Raw genomic sequence first — 12,980 nt, forward strand, 5'->3', positions numbered from 1 at the left:
CGTAGCTCGTAGCTAGAGACCTTGCTTCAAACTCGCTTCGATGAACTGATCCAGATCGCCGTCGAGCACCTTGTCGCAATTGCTGCTCTGCACGCCGGTGCGCAAATCCTTGATCCGCTGATCGTCGAGCACGTAGGAGCGGATCTGACTGCCCCAGCCGATATCCGCCTTGCTGTCCTCGGCCTGCTGCTTGGCCTCGTTACGCTTCTGCATCTCGTGCTCCCACAGCCTCGCCTTCAACTGCTTCATGGCGAAGTCGCGGTTGGCATGCTGGCTACGCTGGCTCTGGCACGCCACTACGATGCCCGTCGGCTCGTGGGTGATACGCACGGCCGAATCGGTGGTGTTGACGTGCTGACCGCCAGCGCCGGAGGAGCGATAGGTATCGGTTCGCAGATCGGCCGGATTGATCTCCACCTCGAACTTGTCGTCCACCTCGGGGGAAAGAAACACGGACGCGAATGAGGTGTGGCGACGGCCGCCAGAGTCGAACGGGCTCTTGCGCACCAGACGGTGGACACCGGTTTCGGTCCTGAGCCAGCCGAAGGCGTATTCGCCCTGCACGTGAATCGTGGCGGACTTGATACCGGCGACTTCGCCTGCCGAGACTTCGGTCAATTCTGCCTTGAAGCCGTGATGCTCGGCCCAGCGCAGATACATGCGCAGCAGCATGTTGGCCCAGTCCTGAGCCTCGGTGCCGCCGGAGCCGGCCTGGATATCGAGATAGGCGTTATTCTCGTCCATCTCGCCGGCGAACATGCGCCGGAATTCCAGCTTGTCGAGCTGCCCCTCGAGATACGCAAGCTCCTTGCGCACTTCGTCGATGGTGGCGTCGTCCTCTTCCATCACCGCCAGCTCGAGCAGCTCGCGGTTGTCGGTGAGGCCGCTGTCGAGCGTATCGATCGTCTCGACCACCGCCTCGAGGGAGGCACGCTCCTTGCCCAGTTTCTGGGCATAGTCCGGATCGCTCCAGACATCCGGGTTTTCCAGCTCGCGGGAGACTTCTTCTAGCCGGTCTTTCTTCTCGGCATAGTCAAAGATACCCCCTCAGGACGTCTGTCCGTTCGGACAGGTCCTTGATGAGGTTGTTGATCGGGTTGATCTCTTGCATGGGGTTCCTGCCAACGTAGCCACGGGCGCTCCCCCGAGCCGACAAAAGCGTGAGCCGGAAACCGAATCGAGAGAACGCCCCAAAAGGGCGCTCATTGTAGCCAAATGGCGCCATAGCGTCATCCCGNNCGGGATGACGCTATGCGCTAAGGTTGGAAAAATCGCGCGTCATCGATACGCGTTCGACTCAACAATCATTCGAGGGATAGCGCTTCCATGATACCGACCCGACTTGCCACCGCTATCGGTTTTGCCGCCAGCTTGACCGCCCTGCCGCTTCAGGCCGCCACGCTACAGGTGGGCATCTCCGGCGATCCCGCCTCGCTGAGCCCGGCCAAGATCACCGGCGGCGTGTGGGAAGAGGATGTCCTGCGGGATATCTTCGAAGGCCCGATCGCCATCGATGCCGACGGCCAGATCATCCCCGGTGCCGCCGAAAGCTGGGATATTTCCGCTGACGGCAAGATCTACACCTTTCACCTTCGCGACGATCTCGAATGGTCCGATGGCGAACCGTTGACCGCCGATGATTTCGTCTACGCCTATCGTCATCAGGTCGATCCCGAGACGGCTTCCAACTACGCGCATCGCCTTTATCCAGTGGTCAACGCTCAGGCGATCAACGCCGGTGACAAGCCGTTCGATTCACTGGGTGTCGAGTCCCTGGACGACGGCAGGACGCTCAGGATCACCTTGAACGCCCCTACCGTCTATTTCCTCAAGACGCTGGTGCTGCCGTTCGCCTACCCGATCCCGAAGCACGTCGTCGACGAGTTCGGCGATGACTGGAGCGATCCGTCGCATATCGCGGTCAACGGGGCGTTCAAGCCAGTGAAATGGGTCTCCAACACCGAGCTGGAAACGGTCAAGAACCCGAACTTCCATGATGCCGACAACGTCAGCCTGGACGGCGTCGACTACTATCCGCTGGAGGACAAGAACGCCGGCATCCAGCGCTTCCGCGCCGGCGAGCTCGATATCCTGCGCGACTACCCGGCGGCGCAGTATCCACGGCTGTCGGAAAACCTGCCGGACGCCACCCACCTGTTCCCGTCACTGGGCACCTACTACTACGTGTTCAACCTTCGCGACGGCTCCCCGGTCGCCGACAAGCGCGTCCGCGAGGCGCTGAGCCTGGCGATTCGTCGCGACGTGATCGCCAAGCAGCTGCTGAAAGGCGGTGTCGAGCCGGCGACCTCTCTCGTTCCCCCGGGTACCAGCGACTACGAGGCCCAGTCCCAGCCGGGCCTCGACGACGACATGGACAGCCGACTGGCCAAGGCCAGGTCGCTGATGCAGGAAGCCGGCTACGGCCCGGACAAGCCGCTCGAACTGACGCTGCGCTTCAACAGCGGCGACGAGCATCGCCAGATCGCGGTGGCCGTGGCAGCCATGTGGAAACCGCTGGGAGTCGACGTCGAACTCAGAAATACCGAAGCCAACGTCCATTACGCCGATCTGATGGAGGGCGATTTCCAGGTCGCCCGCGCCGCCTGGATCTCCAGCTACGATGATCCTCAGAATTTCCTGCAGCTGCTGTCGGCGGAGACCAACAATTACGGCGGCTACCAGGATGCCGATTACAATCGGCTGATCAGCCAGTCGGACGCCGAGCAGGACCCGGCCAAACGCAGCAAGCTGATGGCCCAGGCCGAAGCGCTGGCCCTGGCCGACTATCCGCTGACCCCGATCTATACCTATAGCTCGCGCAACCTCGTCGATCCCGAAGTCGAAGGCTGGAAAGACAACGCGCTGGATATGCACGCCTCGCGCTGGGTCGATCTGCCAGAGTGAATAGACCAACGTCTAACGGGGATCGAATGCAAGGCAAAGGTGGCGTATCCGCCGCCTTTGCGGTCCTCTATGCGTGAAATGAAACAGGCCATCGAGCATTTGAATTAGACGGCTCATGAGGTTCGCGCGAAGGTACTGCATCGAATCTACGGGCCATACCGGCCATAGGTCGGGAACGCATTCGGATCGGCTCCTTCTCGGCGCTGCCCCGTAAAGATTTCCACCAAGAATGTTTCACAACGAAATGTTTCACAACAACAAGCCGGAGTGCTCCATCCATGTCGAAGACGTCCCTCCCCCGCACGCTGTTTCCGCTCAGTGCTTTGGCGCTGGCCACCTCGCTGATGGCATCGCCGGCGTTGGCCGAGACACTCAACATCGGCGTCATGGGCGAGCTCGCCTCCTTCGATACCTCGCAGGTTTCCGGCGGCGTGTGGGAATCCCAGGTGTTGATGGACGTCTACGAAGGGCTGTTCAAGAAGTCGCCGGATGGCGAGCTGCTGCCGGGCATGGCGACAGACTGGGAGGTCTCCGACGATGGCAAGACCTACACCTTCCAACTGCGTGAAGGCGCCAAATGGTCCGACGGCGAGCCGGTCACAGCCGAGGACTTCGTGTTCGGCTGGCAGCATCTGCTGGCGCCGGAGAACGCCTCCAAGTACGCCTACATGCTCTATCCGATCGTCAACGCGGAAGCGATCAACACCGGCGACAAGGCCGCGGACACGCTGGGAGCGGAATCTCTCGATGGCGGCAGGACGCTCAAGGTCACGCTCAACCACGCCACGCCCTATTTCCCGCAACTGCTGACCCACTACACCTCCTACCCGGTACCCAAGCACCTGGTCGACGAGTACGGCAAGGATTGGGTAAAGCTCGACCACATCGCCACCAACGGGGCGTTCAAGCCGGTGGACTGGGTCTCGCAGTCGAAGATCAGCGTCGAGAAGAGCTCGACCTACTACGATGCCGACGATGTCTCCCTGGACGGCGTCAACTACTTCACCACGGAAGATCGCAACGCCGGCATCTCGCGCTTCCGCGCCGGCGAGCTGGACGTGCTGCGAGAATATCCCTCCAGCCGTTACCAGTGGCTGACCGAGAACCTCCCCGACGCCACCCACATGAGCCCATATCTTGGCTCCTACTACTACGTGCTCAACAACCGCGAGGGCAGCCCCACCGCCGACAAGCGCGTGCGCGAAGCGCTCAACCTGGCGGTCCGTCGCAACGTGCTCTCCGAGCAGATCATGGCCGGCAGCTTCAAGGCCTCGACTGCCATGGTCCCGCCGGGCACCAGCCACTACGACGTCCAGCAGATGGATCTCGGCAGTGACGACATGAACGCGCGCATGGCCAAGGCGAAGGAACTGTTGAAGGAAGCCGGATACGGGCCGGATCACCCGCTGGATCTACGCCTGCGTTACAACACCAGTGACGAGCACAAGAAGATCGCCATCGCCGTTGCCGCCATGTGGAAGCCGCTGGGCGTCAACGTGCAGATGATCAACTCCGAAGCGACCGTCCACTACCAGACCATTCAGCAGGGCGATTTCGACGTCGCCCGGGCCGGCTGGATCGCCGACTACGACGATGCCGAGAACTTCCTCACCCTGCTGCACACCGGTGTCGGCAACAACTACGGCGCCTACTCCAACCCCGAGTACGACAAGCTGATGGACCAGGCGGCTCAGACCCTGGATCTGGATGCCCGCGAGAAGCTGCTCGAGAAAGCGGAGAACGTGGCCCTGAACGACTATGCGTTCATTCCCATGCTGACCTACGTCACCCGCAATCTGGTGAACCCGAAGCTCGAAGGCTGGGCAGACAACGTCGAGGACGATCATCCGTCCCGCTGGGTTCACTTCACGGAGTAATCGCGTGAATGACGCTCAGCGAGGCTTGACGTGAGTTGCGTAGGTGTTGCCGTCGCCGGATTGTGGACATCCCCCGAAGCGCCGAGAGCCATCGACTCCCCGGCGCTGGCCGACCCGGTGCTGCTGGAGCAGTGGCTGGCCGATCTGGACGACGACACCCGCCTTGCCCTGTGCCAGGAGAAGCGGCTCGCCACGCAGGTCCTGCTGGACACGCCGGTCGAGGTGCTCGAACGCCAGCGGGACAGCCAGGGCAACGACTGGAATCGGGTGGTGGTCCCGAGCCAGCGGTCCTCGCTGGACGAGCGCGGCTACCCCGGCTGGATTCCGGCGACGCAGCTCGTCGAGGCAGAGGGCTGCCCGGCCGATGCCGAGTCGGTGGTGGTGATGGCTCCCATCGCCTGGCTCCAGGGTCTACCCCAGGGACGCTCGCTGAAACTGAGTTTTCTGACTCGGCTGAAACTGGCCGAACCGGGAGACAACGCCAAGACCCGCGAAGGGTCGCGAGTGTGGGTGAAGACCTCGCTGGGACGCGGTTGGCTGCCACGCGACAGCGTCCAGTTACCGGGCGACGCTTTCCCGGCTACCGCGGCCACCCTGGAAATGCTGGGTCGACGATTCGATGGACTGCGTTATCTGTGGGCCGGCAACTCGAGCTTCGGCTACGACTGTTCAGGGCTGGTTCATAGCCTGTTCGCCGCCATCGACATCGCGCTGCCTCGCGACGCCCACGATCAGGTCAAGACGGGTCAGCCGGTCGAGCTCGACGAGCGGCGCTCCGGCGATCTGCTGTTTTTCGAGAAGCCCAACGACCAGGGCCGGCGGGTCGTCGATCATGTCGCGCTATACCTCGGCGAGGATCGCATGCTGCACTCGCCCACCAACAATGCGCGTATCGAATGCCGTCGACTTTCGGGTAGTCGCTATGAAACGGAGCTCTGCGCCGTGCGTCGCTATCTCGACCCGGGCGGTCAGGAAACGGTGATTCCCGCAGGAACTGTTCCAGCGGGAACATGAAGACTTAAGATCGAGACGGGGTCGCCAAAACCGGCGAAGGCGCCAGCAGCCCCGGCAATAACAAACGCTCAACAACGGATGGACTCGATCATGCGTACACAGCCCAGATACGGCTCACATCGAAGAACCGCCAGGCTCGTCCTTCCCCTGCTCGCGGCCGTGAGCCTTGCGACATCCCTGTCCGTCGACACCGCCCGGGCCGCCACGCTGAATATCGGCATCCAGGGCGAACCGGCATCACTGGATACCGCCCGGATCGGCGGTACCACCTGGGAGAACGACGTCCTCGGCGACCTGTTCGAGGGCCTGGTGACGTTGAATCCGGGCGGCGAGTACATCCCCGGCGCAGCCAGCAGCTGGGACATCAGCGACAATGGCACCGTCTACACCTTCAAGCTCCGCGACGACGCCAACTGGTCGGACGGCGAACCCGTGGTTGCCAAGGACTTCGTGCTCGCCTTCCAGCGTCTGTTCGATCCGGCCAACGGCGCCGTCTACGCCAGCCTGTTCTATCCCATTCGCGGCGCCGAAGCGCACACCAAGGGCGAGCAGGACGCCCCAGAACTCGGCGTCGAAGCCATCGACGCCAAGACGCTGAAGATCACCCTGAACCAGCCAACGCCCTACTTCCCGACGCTGCTGGCGCACATCGCCGCGTCTCCGGTGCCCTCGCATCTGGTCAAGCAGTATGGCGACGACTGGACCCAGATGGACCATATCGCCACCAACGGTGCCTTCACCCCGACAAGCTGGACCTCTCACGATCACATCGCGGCGCGCAAGAACGCCGAGTTCCATGCCGTCGACGACGTCGCCCTCGACGGCGTCGACTACTATCCGGTCGAGGATCGCAGCGCCGGCCTGCAGCGCTTCCGCGCCGGCGGCCTCGACATCGTCCGCGACTTCTCGCCGGATCGATATCAGTGGCTGCAGGAGAACCTGCCCGACGCCGTGCATCTCGCCCCGCAGCTGGCCAACTACTACTTCGCCCTCAACCAGCGCGACGGCCACCCGACCGCCGACAAGCGTGTCAGGAAAGCGCTCAACCTGGCGATTCGCCGGGACGTCATCGCCGACAAGATCATGGGCGGCGTCGTCTCCCCGGCCAGCGGCTTCGTGCCCGATGGCGTCGGCCATTACGATGCCCAGACCATGCCCGGCCTCGATCAGGCGATGGACGACCGAGTCACCGAGGCCAAGGGCCTGCTCGATGAGGCCGGCTACGATGCCGACCACCCGCTCGAATTGACCCTGCGCTACTCCACCACCGAGGCCAACAAGCGAATCGCCGTGGCGCTGGCCGCGATGTGGCAGCCGCTGGGCGTCGAGACGCAGCTGATCAATGCCGAAGGCGCCGTGCACTACGCCGAGCTCGCCGCAGGCAACTTCGACGTCGGACGCGGCAGCTGGGTCGCCGACTTCGACGACGCCAGCAACTTCCTCGGCATTCTGCAGAGCGACTCGCCCAAGAATTACGGTGGCTACAAGGGCCAGCCCTTCGACGAGCTGATGACCAAGGCCAGTCGCGAAACCGACCTGGCGGCCCGACAGCAACTGCTGCAGCAGGCCGAACAGCAGGCGCTGTCCGACTACGCGGTGGCACCGATCTACGTCGACGTCTCGCGCAATCTGGTCAATCCCAAGCTGGAGGGATGGGAGGACAACGCGCTCAACCGGCATCTGTCGCGCTGGTTTTCACTTCAGTGAACCAGAGCAGGATGTCGTGACCGGACCGGTGCCGAATCCCGGTGAGAGACAAACACAATGACAATGACAAAAGCCGCCAGCAGCGAGTGGCGGGATAAGGGAAAACAGGTATGACGATCAAGCAGTTCATCGCCGGTCTAGGCTGTGCCCTCATGGTTTTGACACCAGCGGTGGCCGTGGCAGACATTCAGGGATCGAAACAGATACTCAGGCGGGCCAACGGGGCCGAGCCTTCGTCACTGGATCCTCAACTGACGACGGGGACGTGGGAATCGACCATCGTCTCGGATCTGTTCGAAGGCTTGCTGGCACGCAACGCGGCAGGCGAGTCGATTCTCGGCGTCGCCGAATCCTGGGATGTCTCCGACGACGGGCTGCACTACACCTTTCACCTGCGTGACGACGCAAAGTGGTCGGACGGAACGCCGCTGACCGCCGAGGATTTCGTCTATGCCTGGCGTCGAATCCTCAGCCCGGAACTCGCCGCCCCCTACGCCTACATGCTCTATCCGATCCTCAACGCCCGTGCCTATAACCAGGGCGAACAGCCAGCCGATGCGCTGGGCGTCGAGGCCAGCGACGGCCACACGCTGAGCGTCACACTGGCCCGCCCCGCGGGCTATTTCCTGGAGATGCTGAGCCACGCATCGACCTACCCGGTTCCACGCACCGCCATCGAGCGGTACGGCAGCGACTGGACCAAGCCCGGCCACATGGTTTCCAACGGCGCGTTCGAACTAACCGAGTGGGTCTCCCACGACCACATCGCCGCAGTGAAGAACCCCGACTTCCATGACGCCGCCAATGTCGCGCTCGACGAGGTCCGGTTTCTGCCCATCGACGACGGTCGCGCCGCCCTCAATCGCTTTCGCGCCGGCGAGGTCGACATGACCAGCAGTGTGCCGACCGATCGCATCGAGTGGGCTCGCGAGAATCTGCCCGAAGCGCTGCATGAAACGCCGACGCTGGCGACGTTCTATTTCGCGTTCAACCAGCGCCCGGGCAGCGTTCTTGATGATCCCCGTATTCGCGAGGCGCTCAACCTTGCCGTTCGTCGTGACATCATCACGACGCAAATCACCAAACTCAATCAGCCCCTCGCCTACAGCCTGGTGCCCACCGCAATCAGCCATTATGACGGCCCCGAGTTCGACTTTGCCCGGGAGCCGATGGCTGAGCGGCTCGCCGAAGCGAAAGCGCTCATGCAGGACGCCGGCTACGGCCCCGATCACCCCCTGCATCTGACGATCGACTACATCACCAACCAGGACACCAAGCGCATCCCTGTTGCCATGGCCGCGATGTGGAAACCGCTCGGGGTCGAGGTAACGCTCACCAACAGCGACGCCGCCGTCTACTACTCGAAATTGCGCCAGGGCGACTTCCAGATCGGCATGGCGCCGTGGAACGCTGACTACAACGACGCCAGCAACTTTCTGGATCTGTTCCGCACCGGCGTGCCCAACAATCACTCCGGCTATAGCAACGCCGACTACGACGCCATGATGGAGCGCGCCTCGAACGAGCTGGATCTGGACAAGCGCGCGCGGCTCATGGCCGACGCGGAGGGCATTCTGCTGGACGACTACGCCATGTTGCCGCTCTATTTCTACATTCGGCCGGCACTGGTCTCGCCGTCACTCTCCGGCTGGAAGGAGAGCCCGATGGACGATCATCTGAGCCGTTGGATGCACTTCAAAGATGCCGAGTGACGAACCTGAGACCATGCCGACTACTACATACTAGAAGGTTACTCATGACCGCAGCCAAGCCGAGAAGAGACCGCAACACATGCTGATCTACACCCTCAAGCGCCTGCTGCAGGCGATTCCCACGCTGCTGATCGTGATCACGATCTCGTTCTTCCTGATGCGGGTGGCACCGGGCGGGCCGTTCGACGGCGAGCGCCAGCTGCCGCCGGAGATCGAGGCCAACCTGATGGCGGCCTACCATCTCGACGAGCCGCTGCCGATGCAGTATCTGCGCTACATGGGCAACCTGCTCCAGGGCGATTTCGGGCCGTCGTTCAAGTACAAGGACTTCTCCGTCACCGAGCTGATAGCCCAGGGCTTCCCGGTGAGTCTGGAGATCGGCGGGCTGGCGATCCTGCTGGCACTGATCATCGGGTTACCGCTGGGGATCGCCGCGGCGATCAGGCGAAATTCGACCGTGGACTACGTGGTCATGGGCACGGCGCTGACCGGCATCGCCGTCCCCAACTTCGTGATCGCGCCGATCTTCGCGCTGGTGTTCGGCGTCCTGCTGGGCTGGCTGCCGGCGGGCGGCTGGAACGGCGGCGCCCTGCCCAACCTGGTGCTGCCGGTGGTGGCGCTGTCGATCCAGCAGATCGCCTACATCGCGCGGATGATGCGCGCCAGCATGATCGAAGTACTGGGTAGCCACTTCATCCGTACCGCGCGGGCCAAGGGTCTCAACGAGGGCGAAGTGATCTGGCGCCACGCCATTCGCCCCGCCCTGCTGCCGGTCATGTCCTATCTCGGACCGGCCATCGCCGGAATCATCACCGGTTCGGTGGTGATAGAGCAGATCTTCGGCATCCCCGGCATCGGCCGCTACTTCGTGCAGGGGGCGCTCAACCGCGACTACACCCTGGTGATGGGTACCGTGGTCTTCTACGGCGTCTTGATCGTGCTGATGAACCTGATCGTCGATCTGCTCTATTCCGCGCTCGATCCCCAAATTCGCTACGACGACTGACCCATGAACAATAACCGCCTCATGAACAACGACCGAGCCTCGACTCCATTCATTCGTGCCACCGGGGAGGCCGCTAATGACGTCTGAATCCAAGCCCTACAGCGGCGAACAATCCCATGGTGCTCCGCTGCCCGCGGGCGGCCCCAATCCGCCCCGCGCGCCGGAGCCGGAGGCGGGCGCCGCCCCTATGGGTGAAAGCCTGGCCCGCGACGCCTGGCGGCGGCTCTCCCAGAACCGCGCTGCCATGCTCAGCCTGGGCCTGCTGATCGCGATCATCGTGGTCTGCATCGTCGGCCCGTGGCTGCTGCCGTGGGGGCTGGCCGAGGTCGACTGGAATGCCTTCGGCACCGGCCCTGCGCTTGAGGGCGCCCACTACCTGGGTACCGATGCCAACGGCCGCGACCTGCTCACCCGGGTGCTCTACGGCGGGCGTGTCTCCCTATCGGTGGCACTGGTCGCCTCCTTCGTCAGCCTAGTGATCGGGGTGCTCTATGGCGCCATCTCGGGCTATCTGGGTGGCCGCGTCGACAACGTCATGATGCGTTTCGTCGACATCATGTATTCGCTGCCGTTCATGTTCCTGGTGATCCTGCTGATGGTGGTGTTCGGGCGCAACATCTTCCTGATCTACGCCGCCATCGGTGCGGTGGAGTGGCTCGACATGGCCCGCATCGTGCGCGGCCAGACCCTGGCGCTGAAACGTCGCGAGTTCATCGAGGCCGCCCATGCGCTCGGCGTTCGCGATACCAAGATCGTCACCCGCCACCTGATCCCCAACGCCATCGGACCGGTGATCATCTACGTCACCCTGACCGTGCCCAAGGTGATTCTGCTCGAAAGCTTCCTGTCGTTCCTGGGACTCGGCGTGCAGGAGCCGTTGACCAGTTGGGGCGTGCTGATCTCCGAAGGCGTCGACATGATGGAGAGCGCACCGTGGATGTTGCTGGTGCCGTCATTCTTCCTCGCGGCGACGCTGTTCTGTCTCAACTTCCTGGGCGATGGGCTGCGCGACGCCCTCGATCCGCGCACGCGTTAAGGACTGATCGATGACTCAATCCCTGCTCGAAATCGACAAGCTCAGCGTGACGTTTCAGCTGCCCAATGGACCGGTGACCGCAGTCAAGGACGTCAGTTTCTCCATCGCCGAGGGCGAAACGATGGCGCTGGTCGGCGAATCCGGTTCCGGCAAGTCGGTGACTTCCACCGCCGCGATGCGTCTGCTTCCCGAGCTCGCCGAAACCACCGGTGCGATCCGCTTCAATGGCGAAAATCTGCTCGAGGTGACCCCCAAGCGGATGCGTCGCGTGCGCGGCAACGATATCTCGATGATCTTCCAGGAGCCGATGACCTCGCTCAATCCGCTGCATCGCATCGGCCGCCAGATCGGCGAGGTGCTGATCAAGCACAAACAGCTTACCGGCAAGGCCAATCGCCAGCGCGTCCTGGAGCTATTGAACCAGGTCGGCATTCCCGAGCCGGAACGACGCATCGATAGCTATCCCTACGAGCTCTCCGGCGGTCAGCGTCAACGGGTGATGATCGCCATGGCGCTCGCCTGCGAGCCCAAGCTGCTGATCGCCGACGAGCCGACAACGGCACTCGATGTCACCGTACAGGCGCAGATCCTCGACCTGCTCAAGTCGCTGCAGGCCAAGTACGGCATGGCGATCCTGTTCATTACCCATGATTTGAGCATCGTTCGTCACTTCGCCGATCACGTCGCGGTGATGCGCTATGGCGAGGTGGTCGAGAGCGGCCGCACCCTCGAGGTATTCGACAATCCCCAGCACGACTATACCCGCATGCTGCTGGACGCGATTCCGCGAGGCCGCAAGGAGCCGGCGCCGGCGGATGCGCCGGTGTTGATGAGCGGGCGCGACATCAAGGTCCGCTTCGCGCTCAAGAAGCGTCTGTTCGGCAAGAGTCAGTACTTCGAAGCCGTCCGGGGGATCGACCTCACCATTCGGCGTGGAGAGACGCTGGGCATCGTCGGCGAGTCCGGCTCGGGAAAGTCGACGCTAGGCCGAGCCCTGCTAAGGCTGCTGAAATCCAAGGGCGATATTCGCTTCGAAGGGACCGATATTTCCGGGCTCGACAAGTCCGGGATGCGGCCGCTGCGGTCGCGCCTGCAAGTGGTATTCCAGGACCCCTTCGGTTCGCTCTCACCGCGCCTGACGGTGGGCGAGATCATCAGTGAAGGCCTCAAGGTGCATCACCCGGCGCTGAATCGGCGTCAGCGCGAGGTTGAGGTCATCGCCGCGCTGGAAGAGGTCGCACTGGACCCCTCGATGCGCAACCGCTACCCGCATGAATTCTCCGGCGGCCAGCGTCAGCGAATCGCCATCGCCCGCGCGCTGATTCTGAAGCCCGAGCTGCTGCTGCTCGACGAACCGACCTCGGCCCTCGACCGCTCGGTTCAGGTCCGGGTCATCGACCTGCTGCGGGATCTGCAGAAGAAGCACGGCCTGACCTATCTCTTCATCAGCCATGATCTCTCGGTGGTTCGCGCGCTCTCCGACGACGTGATGGTGATGAAGGAGGGGCGGGTCATCGAACACGGCTCGGTGGAGGATATCTTCACCCATCCGAGAGAACCCTACACTCAAGCACTGCTCAAGGCGGCATTTCTGGAGTCCGAGGCCGCAGCCTGAGACAGCCGAAACGGCAACAATGACGATCGACCAACAACAATCGACCAACAACAACAATCGACTCGAGAGGCCATCGTGGTTTTCCTAAGATTTACCGACAACAAGACAG

Annotated in this window: 9 protein-coding genes; 8 read left to right on the forward strand and 1 reads right to left on the reverse strand. The window is 62.8% G+C overall.

The features are described 5' to 3' along the window. Positions 1–12: 12 nt before the first annotated feature. Positions 13–1,111 (reverse strand): peptide chain release factor 2 gene (prfB, locus tag DOM36_RS00005; protein WP_110640452.1). Its coding sequence is split into 2 segments (ribosomal slippage): positions 13–1,035 and positions 1,037–1,111, totalling 1,098 coding nucleotides; the frame shifts between segments, so codons are not numbered across the junction. 215 nt (positions 1,112–1,326) lie between these two features. Between prfB and DOM36_RS00010 the strand changes: the two genes are divergently transcribed. From DOM36_RS00010 to DOM36_RS00045, 8 genes are all read left to right on the forward strand, one after another. Then, positions 1,327–2,904 carry a peptide ABC transporter substrate-binding protein gene (locus DOM36_RS00010; RefSeq protein ID WP_110640454.1) on the forward strand — a complete coding sequence of 526 codons (1,578 nt, stop codon included), beginning with the start codon at positions 1,327–1,329 and terminating at the stop codon, positions 2,902–2,904. 278 nt (positions 2,905–3,182) lie between these two features. After that, positions 3,183–4,781 carry a peptide ABC transporter substrate-binding protein gene (locus DOM36_RS00015; protein ID WP_075568228.1) on the forward strand — a complete coding sequence of 533 codons (1,599 nt, stop codon included), beginning with the start codon at positions 3,183–3,185 and terminating at the stop codon, positions 4,779–4,781. 30 nt (positions 4,782–4,811) lie between these two features. Beyond that, the gene (locus tag DOM36_RS00020) at positions 4,812–5,795 is read left to right on the forward strand and encodes a C40 family peptidase (protein ID WP_157958517.1); all 984 of its coding nucleotides are present in this window, start codon (positions 4,812–4,814) and stop codon (positions 5,793–5,795) included. Positions 5,796–5,954: 159 nt separating this feature from the next. Then, positions 5,955–7,502, forward strand: coding sequence for a peptide ABC transporter substrate-binding protein (locus tag DOM36_RS00025; RefSeq protein WP_232823673.1), 1,548 nt, complete (start codon positions 5,955–5,957; stop codon positions 7,500–7,502). A gap of 110 nt (positions 7,503–7,612) precedes the next feature. Next, a complete protein-coding gene (locus DOM36_RS00030) occupies positions 7,613–9,214 on the forward strand; it encodes a peptide ABC transporter substrate-binding protein (protein ID WP_110640458.1) in 1,602 nt (533 codons plus the stop codon). A 79-nt stretch (positions 9,215–9,293) separates the two neighbouring features. Further along, the gene (gene oppB / locus DOM36_RS00035; RefSeq protein ID WP_075568230.1) at positions 9,294–10,220 is read left to right on the forward strand and encodes an oligopeptide ABC transporter permease OppB; all 927 of its coding nucleotides are present in this window, start codon (positions 9,294–9,296) and stop codon (positions 10,218–10,220) included. Positions 10,221–10,407: 187 nt separating this feature from the next. After that, on the forward strand, positions 10,408–11,256 hold the full coding sequence (locus tag DOM36_RS00040) for an ABC transporter permease subunit (protein ID WP_232823696.1): 849 nt from the start codon (positions 10,408–10,410) through the stop codon (positions 11,254–11,256). 10 nt (positions 11,257–11,266) lie between these two features. Then, entirely contained in the window at positions 11,267–12,871 is a 1,605-nt protein-coding gene (locus DOM36_RS00045; RefSeq protein WP_110640462.1) for an ABC transporter ATP-binding protein, read from the forward strand. Positions 12,872–12,980: the final 109 nt, after the last annotated feature.

The sequence above is a fragment of the Salinicola sp. CPA57 genome (genome assembly GCF_003206035.1).
GTDB lineage: Bacteria > Pseudomonadota > Gammaproteobacteria > Pseudomonadales > Halomonadaceae > Salinicola > Salinicola socius.